Origin of the sequence: Pantoea sp. QMID4 (assembly GCF_030270445.1) — a bacterium.
Lineage (GTDB): Bacteria > Pseudomonadota > Gammaproteobacteria > Enterobacterales > Enterobacteriaceae > Pantoea > Pantoea vagans.
The window spans coordinates 74209-92000 of sequence record NZ_BSXL01000012.1 but is presented as its reverse complement, the minus strand read 5'-3'; the positions used below and the strand labels follow the sequence as shown (position 1 = coordinate 92000).

Below are 17792 nucleotides of genomic sequence, written 5' to 3'. Positions count from 1 at the left end.
GGTCATCCCGCAATCGGGGAGGTTCACTGTAAGGGCTGCACCGAGCTGGCACGGGCCGGCAGGAGAAAGTTTATGGGCACTTTTCACACTCTTACACATGCGCTTCAGTCAGCGCGGCTGCAATATCCCGACTGCGTTATCTGCCAGCTGTGCGCCTTACAGCAGCGGTAACCTGCCACCTAACGGCGTCCGGAACAGCAATGCTGTGTTGCCCCGATTGCCCGGCATAATATCTCTCCCGTCAAGGGGAGGCCGCTCGCGGCCCTGTCTTCAGGCTGCGGAGCGGCAGGGATTCCTGCGGACTGGTCTGATTGAACCCGTCTCCTTTTTGCTGTGTCATGCCTGCCACAGTTCTTACACTCAAGGGGACAGATTCTGAAACGCACGACCACAGATCATGAGATCGCCCGCCTGGCTGCACTGGCGGAGTACCAGCGGGCGGATGCGCTTTCGGAAAACGCGCTTGACCGGCTCACCACGCTTGCCGCACGTCTTTTTCGGGTACCCACCGCCTTTGTTTCTCTGATTGATGACCAGCGGCAGATTTTCACGTCACGCTACGGGCTGAACATATCCGGTACCACCCGGCGCGTGTCCTTCTGCGATCATACGCTGGCGCTGGGGGAGTTGCTTTGCGTATCTGACGCCCTAAATGACCCGCGCTTTCGCGACAGTCCGCTGGTTCAGGGATATCCGCATATCCGCTTCTATGCGGGGATCCCACTGACAACGCCGGATGGCCATATTATCGGCACCGTATGCCTGACCGATACGGCCCCGCGTCCGCCACTCACGGATGCCGACCGGCAGCATCTCACTGACATCGCTGCCCTGGTGATGGACAGGATGGAGGTTCACCGGATTGATCAGTTGCGCCATGCCAGCCAGCAGCGGCTGGAGTCCATTTCTGCCACCTCGCCGGACGCCATTATCTGTACCGACCTGCGCCGTGGCATCACTTTCTGGAATCCGGCCGCCACCGGCATGTTTGGCTACGGACCGGAGGAGATGGCGGGCCAGTACGTGGCCGGACTTATTGCTGACCGCTGTCAGACCGACTACCGCAATGAGCTGGACCGTCTCACCGGCGAAGATACGGCGATTTCCCTGCCGCGCACGATGCAGACATGGGGGCGACGTCGCGACGGCCGGGAATTTCCGGCCGAAGTCTCGTTCTCGGACTGGCGTGAAGGCGACACGCGCCTGGTGGGAATGATCATCCGTGATGTGACTGCCCGGCATGAGAGCGAGGCACGCCTGTGCGAGCTGGCCTCTCTGGACATGCTGACCCGGCTGGCCAGCCGCAGCGCGTTTATGCAGCAGCTGACTCAGCTGACTGAGGCCGGCGTGTCATGCATGCTGCTCATGATGGATCTGGATGGCTTCAAGGAAGTCAATGATACGCTCGGCCACGCTGCCGGCGATGCACTGCTGTGTCATGTGGCTGATCAGATCCGGCGGGTGTGTACTGATGCCATAATTGCCGCCCGGCTGGGCGGTGACGAGTTTATCATCCTGTTGCCTGGCGGGTATGATGATGCCAGCTCAACGGCAGAGCGTCTTATCGCGGCCGTGCAGACACCTTTGCGTTATCATGGCTCGCGCGTCGTGGCTGGTGCCAGCGCCGGCATTGCCTCCTGTCCGGAACACGGTAAGGATCCGTCCACGCTGATGTCGGCGGCTGACCTGGCGCTTTACCGGGCCAAAGCCTCGGGTAAAGGCCGCAGCGTCCATTTCCGGCCAGCATTTCGCGAGGCAGAGCAGCAGCGCCGCCGCCTTGAGCACGAAGTGGAAACCGCAGTAAGGCAGCAGCAGTTCCTTCTTCACTATCAGCCCCGCTATGATGCCGGCAGCGGCCGCATCGTGGGCTGCGAGGCGCTGTTGCGCTGGCAGCATCCCGTACGGGGCCTGCTGATGCCGTCCGGGTTTACCGATATGCTTGTAAAGAGCCCGCTTTCGGTCGTACTGGGCAACTGGATTATCCGGACTGCACTGGCGCAGGTACGTCAGTGGCAGGCCAGCTGCCCGCAGCTTCGGGTCAGCATCAACCTGTTCCCGCGCCAGCTGACCTGCAGTAGTCTTGAAAATGTGCTGCGCGAGTCTGCAGGCGGCGATGCAGCCTTTGTTGAGCTGGAGGTTGATGAACCGCTGCTGGCGGAGCTGGTTCAGGACAGGCCGGCACAGTTAGAGGCAATCAGGCGTACGGGCGCCCGGTTCGTTATCGATCATTATGGACGAACGCTGGGTGCCATTAGTCTGCTGCAGCACGGCTTCGTCAGCGGTTTCAAAATTGATAAGTCCCTGACTCTTCAACTGGGTAACAGTACACGCATTCGGATGATGTTCCGTGCTATCGCAGCCCTGGGAAAAAGCCTCGGACTCAGCGTATCGGCGGAGGGAGTTGAAGATACGGCACAGCAGGTATTTGTGACGACCGCCCGTTGCGATGTTATGCAGGGTAACGGACTGTGCAGGCCGCTCACTACGGTGGCTTTTGAGGCACTGCTGATGTCGGATGACGACAGCTTAACGCACAGGCAGCCCGCCCCCTGATGACGCAGTGAAAAGACCATTCCCGTAACCAATCAGGCTGCAGAATTATCTGCCCGACTGATGACGACGATGAACGGACGTGACCGGGAAACTGTTCACTATTCAGGTCACAGGCTCCCGTTCAGGCACTGGCTGAGGTCAGCCGCTGCACACGGAGTAACGCTTTTGCACACATTGCCATTCGACGAAATTATTGTGGTGAAGGCTGGCCTGATGTCACAGTCTGTCACCCTGTCTGATCCACGTTCAGTAAGCGCCGTATGAACAGACAATATTTTCAATGGGGTGGGAATATAAAACGCGCCGGTTCACACATTTGTAAGATAATTAATCAGGAACGTATTTTACCCGGACAGGCAACGTGTTGAGTGACTAATCTGAAATCACGTCCCCCTGACGAACTGCGTTACCACGCCTTGTGTCTTTATCCACACTGACCGGGATGATTCAGCGCGGGATCTTATTACTCCTGCGGACACTGGCCACAGGACGTTCTGTAATGTTAATGGAGAAAATTTTGGATGATGTAGATCAGGCACAGGAACGCGAAGAAGCGCACCTGACTGCCTCACTGTCCGCGCGTAAGCCGCGACTGGTAAGCCCCAATGGTAAATGTATATGGTGCAAAGATGAGGCTGTTGTGGCTGACACAGCGTTCTGCTCAGCAGAGTGTGATGAGGATTATCACAAATATCAGCGTGAGCAGCGCCAGCGGGCTGGTGACTGATCGTAATAAGCCCCTTCGTAAATCAGGTCTGAGCTTTACCACTGCCCGGGCGCGGCTCAGTGCCCTTCGGTAGCAGACAGCGTTATCAGCAGGGGACTGATTAAGATAACAGCGGGATCGGGGTGACCGGTGAGCGGCTCCGGCTGAAAAATACAGCATCCTGACATCGGTATCATGCGTTTTTATGTCGGTGGTTTTTTCAGTCGGCATGCCATGCCGGCTAAAGTTTTCACGCGGCTGACCGATGGATCAGATGAGCATAAATTGCTCAATAAACGCTTCTCTATTGAATGCTCTGTTATGATTAGCCCGTGTAAAGCGGGCTTTTTTTCGCCATAAAAAATGACGCCGGGAGGTCTTACCACTTACACCGGTCATCTCACAACACTTCTCTTCTCTGTAACAGGCGGCGAGGGAGAAAGCGGCCCCGCTGCTGACTGATATGTTGCAGACAAAAAGGAAGAGGCCTGCCGCACAGCAGAGCGAAGCCAGTCAGGAGTCTGAAACCGCCGCCGCGATTCGTACGGGCTGCCAGCTTCCAAATCGGGTATTTTTCCTTCTGCCGCCTGGCTCAGTCTCTGATACTCATCGACCCTGACTGAACCCACCCCGTAACCTGCTCAGACAGGAACGGCTGAGTCATTGCCCGGTCGCCGGGCTTTTTTATGCTACTTCAGAACCGATAGCACGGCTGTTTCTGCGTGACAGATACAACACAAAAATATTCTGACCGTATCAGCAAATACCCCGGACAGACACCTTACAGAAAGAATCTATTATGAGAACAGCCGATGGATGACAGAAAAATGATATCTGTTGAATACTCTGACAGGCTCATGCAGAAAATTCCTTGCAGATATCCTTTTCATCGTCTGAAGCAATGCATCGGCGAAGTGCCGGCGCTCTGCTTTGCGTCAGCCGGATCAGGCAGAAGGTGATCCACAGCCGGCAGACTTTTTTTAAACTCATTACAACAGGCAACATGATGTCCAAAACGCAATGGCTTATTCACCGGCTGACCCGGCAGCTGTGGTTTCGCAGCTCATTATTCGCAGTGCTGGCCATTATTACTGCCCTGGTCGCTATCGCTGTTAAATCCTTCATACCAGCTTCGGTTTCCGGCATCGTGGGCAGTGACGCGGTGGACAAAATTCTGGCCATTCTCGCCTCAAGCATGCTGGCCGTTACCACCTTTTCTCTCAACATCATGGTCTCTGCCTATAACTCTGCCAGCAGCAGCGTCACACCACGCGCGACCGTGCTGCTGCTTGAGGATGGTACGACACAGAATGTGCTCGCAACCTTTATCGGTTCCTTTCTTTACAGCCTGGTGGGCATTATTGCCCTGGGCATGGGTGCCTATGGCACACAGGGGCGGGTTGTTCTGTTTTTTGTTACCCTTGCAGTCATTGCCATGATTGTTATTACTCTTCTGCGCTGGATACAGCATCTGGCACAGTTTGGCCGCATGTCTGACACATCGCGTCGCGTTGAGGAAGCCACAACGGCGGCGCTTCACAGCCGCCTTCAGGAACCCTGTCTGGGCTGCGCTGCATGGGATGGTACCCTGCCGGAGGCGGCCTTTAAGCAGGGCGTGTTTCCGCCGGAGACGGGCTATGTGCAGCATCTGGATCTGAAGCATCTTTCCGATTTCGCAGAAGAAAGTGGCTGTAACCTTTACCTTGCTGCGCAACCGGGCAGTTTTGTTCACTGTGGTGCCGCACTGTTCTGGTGTAACAAGCCGCTTTCTGATGATGAACGTCACAAACTGCGTAATGCCTTTACGCTGGGCGAACAGCGCTCCTTTGATCAGGATCCCCGCTTTGGCCTGTGTGTATTGTCCGAAATTGCCTCACGCGCTTTATCTCCGGCCGTAAACGATCCCGGCACTGCCATAGATATTATCGGGCGGGCTGTCAGACTGTTCAGCCAGCCCCCTTCAGCAGACTCTGTTACGGTACGTTATCCGCATCTCTTTATGACGCCTGCGCTAATCGGCGATATGTTCGACGATATATTTACAGGCATTGCGCGCGATGGTGCCGCACTGGTTGAAGTACAGCTACGTCTGCAGAAAGCGCTGCATGCGCTGGCCATGATAGCGCCTCATGATTATGCCGCAGATGCGCAGCGCCACGCGGGTCTCGCACTGGCACGCGCAAATTTCGCGATGACCTGTGAAGCGGACAGGTCTGCTGTGGAGCGTGCCTCGCACTGGCAGAGCAGATGAAGCCAGAACCGGCCAGGCTGCTGCACTATTAATCATCCGGCAGCCTGTCGTTTTTACTGCTCCATACTGATTGCTACATTTGTCTTCATCCGCTCCAGGCAGAATACTTATGCCTTCATCAGAAACTGAAAACCGGCACAGACCAAACCACATCAACCCTCCAGTATTTTTCATCTCTGCTGGGCTTATTTTTGTACTTGTTACCTTTGCTGCATTTTTCCGGAGCAGGCTGATGTGCCGCCTGATGCTCTGCAAAGTGCGCTGTGTGCTGACGTCAGCTGATGTTAACGCCCGTTTTCAGGGCAAAAAAACCGCCATAAGGCGGTACAAAGAGGAATACTGTGACTCTTGCTTTTATCGCGGTCAGCCGTAGCCGCCGGCCAGTCTTAATCATAAAAAAGATCGCCACAATAACAAGCGTAAGCGGGAACAAAACTTCTTATGCCTGGGTCTGTCTCCCGTCATGGCTGAGCATGAATACTGAAGTCCAGGGACTTTATCCGTAAAAACCAGCCATATTCAGCGAGTGGATCTCAATCAACGCCTGCAGTGCACTGCAGACGTACCGGCTTCTGCAGGGGAACGGCACGTTTACTGCATGGAAGAAAAATGCGGCTACACAAGCCAGCATCCCCCCGCAGGCGAAAAAAAGGCTTCTCCGGGGCAGGAGAAGCCAGAACCACATCAGTTACGGTCACTTATCGTTTTATATCGCCCAGGGGAGGCGTACAAAGATTATCGGCATGCGCCGCGCTGGCATGAGGCCGGGTGGCACATTTTTTTCGTACCTTCACATACGCTGTATTTACCCTAACCATGAAACCGGCATCGGGTCTCATGATGGAGACAGTATCTGTGCCACGGAATGGCTGGTGAAGGCCGGGCGCTACATCCATTGTCTGGCGTGGGTTGCTGGCGAACTCAGTAAAGCGCAATGAGAATTTTTCAGTCCATACGAAGAGAAAAATGCTCTTAACACGGCGGTGTTACAGTGTCTGGTGAACGCCGCCGCTCCACCCCTCAATCAAATTAATCTGACGTCTGCTTCAGAAGCTCTGCCAGTTATCATCCCCTGCTGCTGCCGCAACAACTGGCGCAGAGCGTAATAAGGCTGCCGTCCGTACCGGACGGACTGCGTCAGCGCGCACAGTGGGTGTCTGACCTGAAGCGGAAACCAGCGTAAAGGTACTGACAAGCTGGTTCAGCGATGCCGCCTGCTCCATCAGTGAACATGAGGCTGCAGAGGCCTCTTCAACCAGCGCGGCGTTCTGCTGCGTCACGTCATCCATCTGATTTACTGCCAGGTGGACCTGCTCTATCCCCTTAGACTGTTCGCTGGCGGCGACGGAGATCTCGTCCACAAGGTCAGTGACCTGCCGCGCGGCATCGTTCATGCGGGACATATTCTCGCCCACGCCCTCAGCCTGGGCCGCCCCGGCCTCCACAAAGCCGATTGACGATTCAATCAGCTCCTTGATTTCACGGGCGGATGAGGATGAGCGCTGCGCAAGGTTGCGCACTTCGCCGGCTACCACCGCAAAGCCACGCCCCTGCTCCCCTGCGCGGGCGGCCTCTACGGCGGCGTTCAGGGCCAGAATGTTGGTCTGAAACGCAATCCCTTCAATGAGGCCGATAATATCCGTGATTTTTGCAGAGCTTCCCCTGATGTCACCCATGGTACCCAGCAGTGTGCTTACCCGACCGGCACTGTCTTCTGAAATATCCCGGGCGTTCTTCGCCAGCTGGCTGGCGAGAGCGGTGTTCTCTGCCGTCTGACGAACCGTTTCACTGAGTTCGGACATACTCGCTGCCGTCTGCTCCAGTGAGGCCGCCTGCTCCTCTGTACGGGAGGAGAGGTCCTCATTACCAGCAGATATCTGCGCCGAAGCAGAGCTGACCGACTGTGCAGAGGCCTCGACTTTCGACAGCGAAGCCGAGACGTTTTCAATCAGCTGGTTAAACGCCTTCGCGGTCAGGCCGATTTCATCCCGCCGCGACTCGTCCACCCTGAGAGTCAGGTCAAGCCGCTCGCTGGCGGTTTCCATGGTCTGGCGCATCCCGTTGAGCTGGCGCCGGATGGCAAAAACGGTTTTCAGGGCAAAAAAGGCCAGGACAGAAATGGCCAGCGCTGAGCCGCTCAGCAGGCCCCAGAGTGTCATCTTGTAAGTTCGGTCATTTTCTTTACGCAGGGCGCTACCAATGTCCGCGTTAAGTTTCAGCTGTTTCCTGTAGCCCGCAATCAGCTGGCGGGCCGCTTCACCAATGCCTTCATTGCTCTGAAGCGCGCCCAGCGCAACGGCGTCATTCTGCGCGCGTGAGCCGGCAAGAAATGCCGGCAGCGAGGATTCAATCTGTTTAATGGTGGAAAAGGCCGCCTCGGTCAGTTGCCGGTCCTGCTCGTTCGATACGTCGTTGTTCAGATAATACTGGTTCAGTGATTTGATACTACTGATAGTTTCATCAATTTTCTTTTCGACTTCGGCCTGCCGCCGGGGCTCTGTGGCGCTCTGATGCCGGTAGAGCCAGATAATGAGGGAGTTACTGCCGTCTGTCAGCTTTCCCAGGTCCAGAAGGGAAGCAACGGTGTTTTCCTGCACATACTGAAAGCGGGACTGAAAACCGCCAGCGACCACGACGGCCACGATGACCATCGCGACCAGCGCAGCGGAGAGAAGTGAAAAGGTGAGCAGCAATCGCTGTGTGATCGTCATCTGTTACTCCTGCCATTGTAAATGACTGATAATTTATAAAATCTGAAATAATGAAAACTTTCAGCATCTATATCGACATAAAAGCAGGAAACGTTATTTTAAATAAAAAACATCAGTGCAATGAGATAAATAAGGAAGGTCAGCATCTGGCACAAAGCAGACAGCAGGCGCTTCCCTGATAACATCTGCGCGTCCGGGCAGGCTGAACATATAACTCCGGCCCCGAACCGCTGAACGGGCAGGTAAATGGATACTGCTGGCTATAGTGTGACCGTTGCCGTTGCTTCGGGTAAAAAAAACCGCCATAAGGCGGCATAAAGAGGAATACTGAGACGTTTTTATCGCGGTCAGGCAGAGCCGCCAGCCATCCTGAAGGGGAAAGGAGAATTCCGTAACAACAAGCGCAGGCGGCAAAAAATTTTACGTCAGATAACTCTCACAGCCATGCATTGGGGGTCATGCCTGAATTATGGCCGTAAAAAAACCCGCCATCTTTAGCGGGCTGAACAATACAAAATCGTTCACATTTTACGGCAAACGCGCCAGCCTCAGCAGGGAAGCGGCACTATCTGAGGATGGTCCGTATATCCGGTTACGCAAGTCATCCTGCGTCACGGGTGAAAAAAATGTTTACCCGCGGCGGCCCGGTACGTGTAGTGCTGCGTACCGTCAGACATCCCTGGTGAAGGATGTGACAAGTATAAGCCGGATTTCTGCATGAGCAGGCGAAACCGGTATTATTTCTGTTTGCATGCACTGTAGCGTACTTTTGGTACAGCAAATATCTGACACGCATTACTGGCACCACATCGCAATTTTCATTACCCCGGTACCGGTTTCCGGCTGGCCGGACAGCGGCGCCGGGGTAATGAATGTCCTGCCGGTCAGTAGCGGCGGTCCTCATTCTGCGGGAGGCATACGACAACTTCCAGCGCGCAGCGCAGGACATCAAGCCTGACAACGTCAGAGGTGCTTTCTATCTCGGCTATGAGTGCCAGTATCATATCCCTGCGCAGTACCCGTCTGCCCCGGGCCTGCAGACGTTGCAGCATGGCGCTGATAACGGCTGACTCGGCGACGAAGCGGTCGCCATGCTCATACCGTTGCTGCAGTATGTTTTGTTCGGGCGTATTAAGTAGCATAACTGTGTTCAGGACGTTCCCTGTGCCCCATCGCTATGCAGGATCCCTCCTGCCTCCGGCTGGCTATGGAGCATGCTGACTGGTCAGTGATGACGGGTAAGCGAGACCTGCCTGCACGTCACGCCCGGCTAAGCAGGATTTACGGAACATTCACCCGGAGCCGGCCTGACTGGCTCAGGCATGCCGGGGACCATCCACTGACGGATGTTATTAACGTGCGCAGAAGAATATTCAGGTGATGTGGATGCCTTGCACGATTTTGAAAAACTATATTGCGTGCAACTTTGTTGTGTTCAACCCTCCTGAATGCGCGTTTTCTGCCGATACCCTTTCATCAAACACATGTTTACCGGAGAACTGATGAAGATTTCAACGCGCCTCAGTGCAGGCTTTGGCCTGCTTATTCTGCTTTTTGTCCTGTGCACGGGCATTGCCGTTCACGCCCTGTGGCAGGCCCGGGAGGGGATGAACGATACTGTCGACGTGAAGATGAAGCGCTTTGCACTGGTTGTGGACATGCGGAACGGCGTGCGCGACATGGCGATTGCCGTGCGCAACCTGGCCCTGATATCCGACCCGGCGCAGATGCAGCCGGAGTGGCAGCGCCTGACCGCCCAGCGCGATATCTATATTCAGAAGCGTGAGCTGCTGCAAAAAAGCATGTCCATTAACGTTTCGCCGCAGGGAAAGGCTGCACTCGAGCGGACGCTGTCAACGGAGGATGCCGCACTGTCTACGCTGATGACGGCCGGAAAGCTGGGGCGGGATAACCGTCAGCAGGAGGCCACAGCCTATCTGATGACCACGGCACGGCCGGCGCAGAAAATCCTGCTTAAAGCTCTGGATGACCTGACGGACATTGAGATGCAGCTGAGCCGGGATACCGTCTCTGAAAACAGCGCCCGCACCTCACGGACGGCCGTTATCCTGTCGGGCCTGGCCCTGCTGTCCGTTCTGCTGTCGGTGGTAACCTGCTATCTGCTGGTCCGCATGCTGATGCGCCAGCTGGGCGGCGAACCTGCTCAGGCCCGCGCGCTGGCCGCCGCTATCGCCGCCGGCGATCTGACCTCGCCGGTCACGCTGCGCCGCGGCGATACTTCCAGCCTGCTCGCCTCGCTGGACGGCATGCAGGCGAACCTGCGCGGACTGGTGTCGCAGATTAAGGACGCGTCTGCCTCGGTGGCGCTGGCCGCCGACGAGATTTCGCAGGGTAACACCGAGCTCTCCTCGCGCACCGAGCAGCAGGCCGCTGCCCTGCAGGAGACGGCCGCCAGCATGGAACAGCTGACCGCCACAGTGAAAAGCAACGCGGCCGGAGCTCACCAGACCGCGGGCACGGCGCGCGAGACCGCCACGCTGGCCCGTGCTGGTGAGGCTGACGTGCAGCGCATGTCAGAGACCATGAATGAGATTTCGCTGAGCGCGGTCCGGGTCCGGGACATTACCTCGGTCATTGAGGGCATTGCGTTTCAGACCAACATTCTGGCGCTCAATGCGGCCGTGGAGGCAGCACGCGCCGGCGAGGAGGGGCGGGGCTTTGCCGTCGTGGCGGGGGAGGTCAGGTCACTTGCCCAGCGCAGCGCCAGCGCCGCCCGGGACATCAAGCTGCTGATTGAACAGGCCGTATCTCAGGTGGAAGGCGGCGTGGCTGCGGCTGCAGGTACGGGAGAAAGCATCCTGAGGATTGTCGGCATGGTGGGTGAACTGGCAGACGCTATGGACAGCCTTTCCCTCTCCTCCGGCGAGCAGATGCAGGGCATATCCCAGGTCAGCATCGCCGTCAGTCAGATGGACGGGGTGACGCAGAATAACGCCGCCCTGGTGGAGGAGTCCTCTTCGGCATCGCAGTCGCTGTCAGAGCAGGCCCGTGCCCTGCGCGGCATGGTGGAGACCTTTCGCGTATGATGTACGACAGCGAAGCTGTATTCGCCGGCCCGGACCGTATCACCTCTCTTAAGGCCGACCTGGACGCGCTGTTACGGCAGCTCAGCGAGGGGGGCATACCTGAGCGTGGACACGTTTGCCAACAACTGGGTTCATCCGACGGCCCTCTACACCCGAATTCAGGCGCAGATGAACGACCGGGTCCTGATGGACCGGCTGGTCCGCACGGACCTGCTGCTGACCGCCGACCTGATGGCGGTGGGCCGGATGATTATGGTGATGAATAATTTTCTGCGCTGCACAGCCGCCGCACGCTGAACCGGCCGGTTCACATTGACATCAATTTAATCTGACTCAATACTGTGCGCCCTTAACGGGGCGCCGGACCGCTGCTGTCCGCACTGCAGGAAAAAAACGGCCCCATCCGCAAAACGTGATGATATGAAAGACGAAACATCAGTAAACCGCGATGCGGTTTCTGCCGCGGTGGAGCCTGCCATGACGAAGTTCTGTCAGTCCCGGCTGAAGCCGCTGGGGCTGACCTCTGCAGTATTTGGTGCTGCTGATACTGTGGGAAAAGTATGGCCTCACGGTCTCCGGGCTCGGCCCGCGCGTCCGGCTGGACTCCGGCACGCTCAGCCAGCTCCTGAAACGGCTGGAAAAAACCGGCGTTATCTGCCGGCAGCGCGACACGCAGCAGGATGAGCAACGCGTGCTGGTTTTTCTGACGGAGCAGGGCCGCCAGCTGAAGATAGCGGCCGCCGGCATGCCCGCACATAATACTATTTCCCGCCGGATACTGGAGGCATCATAATCCCGCCGGGTGACCTGAATGACGTCGTTCCCGGCCATATAAGCACGATACGCATGCGTCAGGAGTCTGAATTGGGTAGCGACAGTCCGGATAATACGGAAAGCATTGAGTCAGTCATAGGGCAGGCCGTCTCGGCCCTGCTGAAGTCAGGAAAAAAGGTGGGCGTGAAAGAGATCCTGACCGTCCTGGAGCAGGAGGCCGCGCGGTCGGTGGACGGCCGTAAAAAGCTTTACGGCCGGGCTATCCGCGTCGTCGCCGGTGACACAGAAGGATGATGCGGACTCAGCGAGCAGCCGGCTGACACACAGCCGGATGAGCGGTGAATCAGTGCCTGAGCGCCGCACCCGGGACAGCTCCGTCAGCCCGTTCCGGGTCATCTGCCCGGTTCAGGACGCGGCCGTTAGCACTGTCCTGCTTCTGCCTGCGCAATGCCGCTTCAGCTTCCCGGATGGCGGAAAAGGTTGCCTTTCTGCAGCCGGCATCCTTTTCCGTCATCAGCATCTGCTGCAGCCGGAGAAGCAGCGTTATCTCATTAACCGGTGCTTTCTCTCTGAGCAAAAAAAACACCGCCTCACCAATCTTCGTGTCGGCCCGTTTTTCATCTTCTGTTCTGTACATTACGTTGTACCGCATTCCTGGTTTCAGTCAGGGCAGAAGCCGGCCGTGCCGGTATCTGCCGGAGAACTCTGCCATCTATGGTAGCCTCTGCCACGGTATGTTCAACCGGAAATTGATGCACCGTCCGGCAGGGCATTGCGCGGCATCCGGCTTTCCGGAGGATCGGCGGGGCACCATGAAGCGGACATCTGCCGGCCTGAGACTCGACCAGGCGCGTGGCGGCGTATCACCCCTCCGCATGCGCAACCGCTCCGCTGGTTGCCCCCCTGAACTGTCAGGCTGTGAAACTAACTTGCTGATGAACTTAAGTATTTTTATGAATTCAGAATGATATCGGGATACTTCCCGTAACGAATTTCCCCGCCGCCGGCGGGTTTTTTTTGCCTGACGCAGTGCCCGGCCAGCTCTGTCATTTCTGCCGGTTCGCTTGCGTATCCCTCTTCTTTTTATCAGAATTATCCTGTGCCTGTTTGTGATGATCCCGGGCACGACGAGTTATTCTGAACTTTTCTACTGGTTCACCCGTCAAGATGGCGGGTTTTTTTTGTGTTTACGACCGCCTTCGGAAGCGGGCTTCGTGCCAGCGGCAGCAATGTCAGTGCGCGTTATCGCCCGTCCGTGGATGTCACGCCGGTTATTTCATCAAGGGCCTCATGATTGATTTCACCCTCCGCACTGTCGACCGCCGTGGAAATACTCAGCAGAGCCTGCAGCTCGCTTAACAGAATGGCAGCATCGGATTTAAGCAGTTCGTCGGACTCAGCGGAGTCAATCACGGTGTTGATGGCTTTGTTGGCGCTCTCGATCATCTCCGTTACGCCACCCTCCCGGCTCACCGCCAGGACAAGCGCGCTGATCAGCAGCGACTGCGCCTCAACGCGCGCTGTGAGCTGCTTCATGCCTGCATCAATGTGTGAAATTTTAGCCAGCATGCTCAGTACCACGTTTTTCATAGCGTCTGCTCCGTTTAAAAAGCTGACTTTACCATCCCATGCCGGCTCTGCCTGCAGTGATGTTCTGAAAATTTTCTCGTCAGTCCCGGCTCCCGCAGAACAAATGGGCAGATTCAGCCAGTACGCGCCCCTCTGCCGCACGCCTGCGGGTATTCCTGTCCGGGGACGGGATGGGAGTGAACCGGTTATCTGCGCATCGTCAGGCCAGGAGCAGTATCGGGCGTGACGGAGCGCTTACGGCTTATCATCTGCAGACTGCACTGTGCGGCCTCCTGGAGGTGACGGAGATTTATCTGACGCCCCCCTCTGACAGACCGCGGCGCTGCTGTATTCAGCATTTTTTGCAAATTAAAGGTGAGTTAATATGATCGGGTCTCATCCTTTTTACGTCCTTTCGATCAGGATATTTACGCTGATTACAATCGCCACACAGCAGAGACCACTGAGCTGCCGGAGGAGCTTTACCAGAGCCTGAGTGACAGGACGCTGCCTGAAAGGCACCGTCTTTTTCAGATTACGCCGCTCTCCTGCTCCCTGTGGGAATACAGGACGCGCGGCATTCAGGAAATGGCGCCGGAATGGCAGGCGCACCGTTCGTGCGACCGGCAGCGCCTGAGGGAAGCACTCAGCCTCTTAAAGCTGTAAGACCGGGACCGTCACCCGGCCTTATTTTCTCCTGACGCGCGGTTTACGTGTTTTTTGTGTCTCTGATAAGCTGTTGCTTCAGAAGTTAAAAAAGCGCACGGACAGCTCACACTGACAGTGTTAGCAGAGGCGTAATTGCAAATAACATACAGTATTGATTATCAGTACAAAGAGAAGGGCAGCCATAAACTGACAGCCAGCGGCAACGTTATACGCAGCTCGGGGGAAGAGACCCCCGTTATGTTTATTCCCGACGTCGGCGACTTCGTGGAAATAGGCGGAAACCCGGAAAAAAATGAAAACCTGACCTCCTTTCGCGGTATAGTGGTTTCCCGCTTCTACCGCTACCAGCGTATTTCGGACAGCGAGGTTTTCTGTCACATCAACATCGTTATCGAAGAGTCGGTGCAGGACTTCAGCAGTCTGGTGAGCGAATAATATCTCCCCCTGTCTGTTTCCGCCTGAACGCCGATGAGACTGACCACCGCAGACGCCAGCCCGGGGCTGAAACATTGCGTGCAACGTTGACGGGGTGAACGCTGTGTGCCTGACGATTCAGAATGTACCGCAGGCCGGTATGTACTGACGGGAAAGGTATCGGACAGGCAGAGGAGACATGGCATGACGAAAAGGCCGTCAGGACAGCACGGCCCGAAATCAATTCTTACCGGCGTTATCTGCCGGGCGTTCATCAGACGGGACGTAACGTTGTTTCCCCTGACGCTCGTTTCTGAAGAAATCTTCTCCGCATCCAGCTTAGCAGAAAGCCGTATTCGCCACGGCCGCTTCATCCCGGCACCAGATACACCGGCCGTCCGGGCTTGTCAGTCCGGGCTTCCGGACGGACAGGGCCGAAGCAATCAGCGCTTCCTGTACTTCATGTGCTAAATCTGCGTCATCCATCGTATTTCCCTGAACAAGAGTTGTTGTCAGCTGACACACCAGTGAAAACTACCCCTTACAAATCGGGCGAGACTGACAATTATAGTTCATCACTGCTGTCACCGGGGGAGGGGGAGCAGCATCTGCTGCCAGCGTAACAATACTCCTGTGCTTCAGGCTTCAGTAAGAAAATACGTATTATTTACAGGGTATCCTGGATAGCCGGCCTGGAATACATTGTAAGATCATGCTCTTCGCCTCAGGTAACTGATGACGGTTAACTACAGCGGTGCGTCTTTGTTCATGACAAAAAAACCGCCATCACGGCGGTACAAAGAGGAATACTGTGACTCTTGCTTTTATCGCGGTCAGCCGAAGCCGCCAGCCTGAATCATAAAAAAGATTGCCACGATAACAAGCGTAAGCGGTAAAAAAATGCGTTCTCATGCCTGGCCGCTTCTGCTGGCATGGCTGACGGATTGAAGGTATGGGTAAGCGTCGCATACTGGGCGTGTTGACACGTCTATGGATGAGCAAAAGCTCAGACTTTAGCTAATAGATTTTGTTGATTCAGCGCAATCAATCTGAGTGGGTCTGCTTTGAGCGAAAAGCGGAAGTAGTAATGGTTCCTAACATCGAAGGTGTTTTACTCCTCTGATGGCCGTCTGGTGACGAAGGCCTGAGGAAACCGTTATCGTGCACAGCGACCGGGGTAGTCAGTATGGCCGCGGTGACTGGCGACGGTTCTGCCAGGCTAATTACCTGTCACCTGGCATGAGCCGGCGCGGCAGCTGCTGGGATGATGCAGTGGCAGAATCCATCTTCAGTTCGCCAGAAAAAGAGCGCATCAGAAAGCGGATATATAAAACCCGTGACATGGCCCGGGCTGATATCTTTGATTATATCGAAGTGTTGTACAACCGGACCCGACGCCACAGCCAGCTAGGAGGCGTCAGTCCAGAGGCCTTCGAAAAGGCCTCGTCGTGAGGGCAATGAATGTCTGCGGGAACGGGGTCACTCCATAACGGACCCGACCGAAGGTTATTGCACGGCCAGAGCCTGGGCATTATCCGGATACAGTCGGCTTAATCCGGCGCTTATTTCGGCCTGCAGAGCGGGCAGTTGAGGCAGTATTCGGCGGGATCGGTTGCTTTATAATAGAAACAGCAGGTGCGACGAAAGCGCACAGGCTTTCCCGCCACGTTTTGCTGAAGAGGCCTGCGAAAGCGTTGCAGCGGGTTCCAGGACAGGCCAAAGAGCGACGGGGAAGTCTGCCCGATTAACCAGTTGAAGTCAGCATCCCTGCGCTGTTCCTGCGCTTCGTCGAGCCAGTTCATCCGGCCCTGATAAAGCGAATAAACCCGCACCGCGGTATTCTCCCAGAGTATCTGTACGGGCAGTCCACTCACCCCGGCCAGACTTTGCCAGAGCGGAGCAAGAAACCCACTAAAAAGCGCTGACACGACCTCTTCACGCCAGGCATTTCGCTCACCGGGAAGATAACCTGTTACCCCAGTGTCTGCCGGGAGCGACGATGTCCATAGCCCGTTATCGTGAGCATACTCCAGCCGGCTGCCAGAAAGAGACAAGGGCAGGCCTCTGTCAAACACGCTCATGGCATAGAGCACATTGCCCGTCGCAAGAAATGCCAGACGTTTTGCAAACAACGAGGCTGCAATCGCAACGTCCGGTGCGCCTGTCAGCGGCATCACGTAACGTAAAAACTCATCGCAATGTTTCGCATCGAGTACATCTTCAGCCGGCACACTGCGCGCATCGGCCTCAGCGAGGTCGCGTAAGCGGAAATTCTTGTGCAGAAAGGCATGCTCCTCAGGCGTCAGCATGCAACGCTCCGGGAAAGGGAATGCACAGCGGCGAGCGAAAGAAAGGATCTTCAATAATCCGGCACTGAAGGTTAAACACTTTGTTCACCAGCGGTTCAGTCATGATGTCCCCCGGCGCACCCTGTGCACAAATTCGCCCGTCGTGTACGGCCACCAGATGGTCAGCGTAGCGGCAGGCCAAATTAAGATCGTGCAGAACCATAATGATGGTTTTACCCTGCGTCTGATTCAGGGCACGCAACAGTTCAAGCACCTCAATCTGATGGGCTAAATCGAGATAGGTGGTTGGTTCATCCAGCAACAACGTATCGGTCGCCTGCGCCAGCGTCATGGCAATCCAGACGCGCTGCCGCTGCCCGCCCGATAATGCATCCACGGGACGATGCTGCAGTGCATCAGTGCCGGTCAGGCGAAGCGCCTCATCTACCTGCTTTTCATCTTCAGCTGACCACTGACGCAGCCAGTTCTGATAAGGGAAACGCCCCAGACTGACGAGCTGACGTACGGAAATCCCTTCGGGTGCGACAGGCGTTTGCGGCAGGATCGCCAGCCTGCGCGCGACCTGAGCCGTACTGCTGGCATGAATATCCATGCCGTCCAGAATAATGGTGCCTGACTGCGGCTTGATAAGTCTGGCCATCGCCCGGAGCAGGGTGCTTTTACCACAACCGTTACTCCCGATGAGTACAGAGACTTTGGCTACGGGCAGGGTCAGGTCAAGCGAGTGTATAACCTGCTGCTGTGAATAGCTTACGTTTAGCCTATGAGTTGAAAGAGACACGTTTGCTC

At 56.1% G+C, this 17792-nt stretch carries 15 protein-coding genes and 1 pseudogene; 11 read left to right on the top strand and 5 right to left on the bottom strand.

All coding sequences use genetic code 11. The features are described 5' to 3' along the window. Positions 1 to 420 precede the first annotated feature (420 nt). From QSK07_RS21760 to QSK07_RS21750, 3 genes are all read left to right on the top strand, one after another. Positions 421 to 2553 (top strand): putative bifunctional diguanylate cyclase/phosphodiesterase, encoded by a 2133-nt coding sequence (locus tag QSK07_RS21760; RefSeq protein WP_502921732.1) that lies wholly within the window; start codon positions 421 to 423, stop codon positions 2551 to 2553. Between the two features lie 517 nt (positions 2554 to 3070). Further along, complete coding sequence (locus QSK07_RS21755) at positions 3071 to 3280, top strand: hypothetical protein (RefSeq protein WP_033783568.1); 210 nt, start codon at positions 3071 to 3073, stop codon at positions 3278 to 3280. A gap of 985 nt (positions 3281 to 4265) precedes the next feature. Beyond that, entirely contained in the window at positions 4266 to 5510 is a 1245-nt protein-coding gene (locus QSK07_RS21750; RefSeq protein WP_285723270.1) for a DUF2254 domain-containing protein, read from the top strand. A gap of 1046 nt (positions 5511 to 6556) precedes the next feature. On the opposite strand, the gene QSK07_RS21745 is transcribed toward QSK07_RS21750, so the two are convergent. Both QSK07_RS21745 and QSK07_RS22905 read right to left on the bottom strand, forming a co-directional pair. Beyond that, the gene (locus QSK07_RS21745) at positions 6557 to 8221 is read right to left on the bottom strand and encodes a methyl-accepting chemotaxis protein (protein ID WP_285762121.1); all 1665 of its coding nucleotides are present in this window, start codon (positions 8219 to 8221) and stop codon (positions 6557 to 6559) included. Between the two features lie 884 nt (positions 8222 to 9105). Further along, complete coding sequence (locus QSK07_RS22905; protein WP_352230981.1) at positions 9106 to 9273, bottom strand: biofilm development regulator YmgB/AriR family protein; 168 nt, start codon at positions 9271 to 9273, stop codon at positions 9106 to 9108. A 450-nt stretch (positions 9274 to 9723) separates the two neighbouring features. Between QSK07_RS22905 and QSK07_RS21735 the strand changes: the two genes are divergently transcribed. The 5 genes from QSK07_RS21735 (at position 9724) to QSK07_RS21715 (ending at position 13010) form a co-directional block, all read left to right on the top strand. Beyond that, positions 9724 to 11268 carry a methyl-accepting chemotaxis protein gene (locus QSK07_RS21735; protein ID WP_285723084.1) on the top strand — a complete coding sequence of 515 codons (1545 nt, stop codon included), beginning with the start codon at positions 9724 to 9726 and terminating at the stop codon, positions 11266 to 11268. A 105-nt stretch (positions 11269 to 11373) separates the two neighbouring features. Continuing rightward, positions 11374 to 11565, top strand: coding sequence for a hypothetical protein (locus tag QSK07_RS21730; protein ID WP_285723082.1), 192 nt, complete (start codon positions 11374 to 11376; stop codon positions 11563 to 11565). A gap of 238 nt (positions 11566 to 11803) precedes the next feature. Continuing rightward, entirely contained in the window at positions 11804 to 12061 is a 258-nt protein-coding gene (locus QSK07_RS21725; RefSeq protein WP_502921729.1) for a MarR family transcriptional regulator, read from the top strand. A gap of 71 nt (positions 12062 to 12132) precedes the next feature. Continuing rightward, entirely contained in the window at positions 12133 to 12336 is a 204-nt protein-coding gene (locus QSK07_RS21720; RefSeq protein ID WP_285723080.1) for a hypothetical protein, read from the top strand. Between the two features lie 173 nt (positions 12337 to 12509). Continuing rightward, entirely contained in the window at positions 12510 to 13010 is a 501-nt protein-coding gene (locus tag QSK07_RS21715; RefSeq protein WP_285723078.1) for a hypothetical protein, read from the top strand. A gap of 274 nt (positions 13011 to 13284) precedes the next feature. Here QSK07_RS21715 and iraP read toward each other — a convergent pair whose 3' ends face one another. Further along, positions 13285 to 13632: an anti-adapter protein IraP gene (iraP, locus tag QSK07_RS21710; RefSeq protein ID WP_285723077.1), complete on the bottom strand. Its 348-nt coding sequence runs from the start codon at positions 13630 to 13632 to the stop codon at positions 13285 to 13287. A 780-nt stretch (positions 13633 to 14412) separates the two neighbouring features. Here iraP and QSK07_RS21705 point away from each other — a divergent pair. The 3 genes and pseudogenes from QSK07_RS21705 to QSK07_RS21695 all read left to right on the top strand — a co-directional run. Then, positions 14413 to 14715 (top strand): hypothetical protein, encoded by a 303-nt coding sequence (locus QSK07_RS21705; protein ID WP_285723075.1) that lies wholly within the window; start codon positions 14413 to 14415, stop codon positions 14713 to 14715. A 183-nt stretch (positions 14716 to 14898) separates the two neighbouring features. Continuing rightward, entirely contained in the window at positions 14899 to 15165 is a 267-nt protein-coding gene (locus QSK07_RS21700) for a hypothetical protein (RefSeq protein WP_285723098.1), read from the top strand. Between the two features lie 648 nt (positions 15166 to 15813). Continuing rightward, a pseudogene (locus QSK07_RS21695) lies at positions 15814 to 16146 on the top strand (IS3 family transposase); the annotation flags it as partial. A 110-nt stretch (positions 16147 to 16256) separates the two neighbouring features. Here QSK07_RS21695 and QSK07_RS21690 read toward each other — a convergent pair. Both QSK07_RS21690 and QSK07_RS21685 read right to left on the bottom strand, forming a co-directional pair. Continuing rightward, positions 16257 to 17003: an IucA/IucC family C-terminal-domain containing protein gene (locus QSK07_RS21690; protein ID WP_285723073.1), complete on the bottom strand. Its 747-nt coding sequence runs from the start codon at positions 17001 to 17003 to the stop codon at positions 16257 to 16259. After that, complete coding sequence (locus QSK07_RS21685; RefSeq protein WP_098053244.1) at positions 16990 to 17784, bottom strand: ABC transporter ATP-binding protein; 795 nt, start codon at positions 17782 to 17784, stop codon at positions 16990 to 16992. Before QSK07_RS21685 ends, QSK07_RS21690 begins: the two co-directional genes overlap by 14 nt. Positions 17785 to 17792 lie beyond the last annotated feature (8 nt).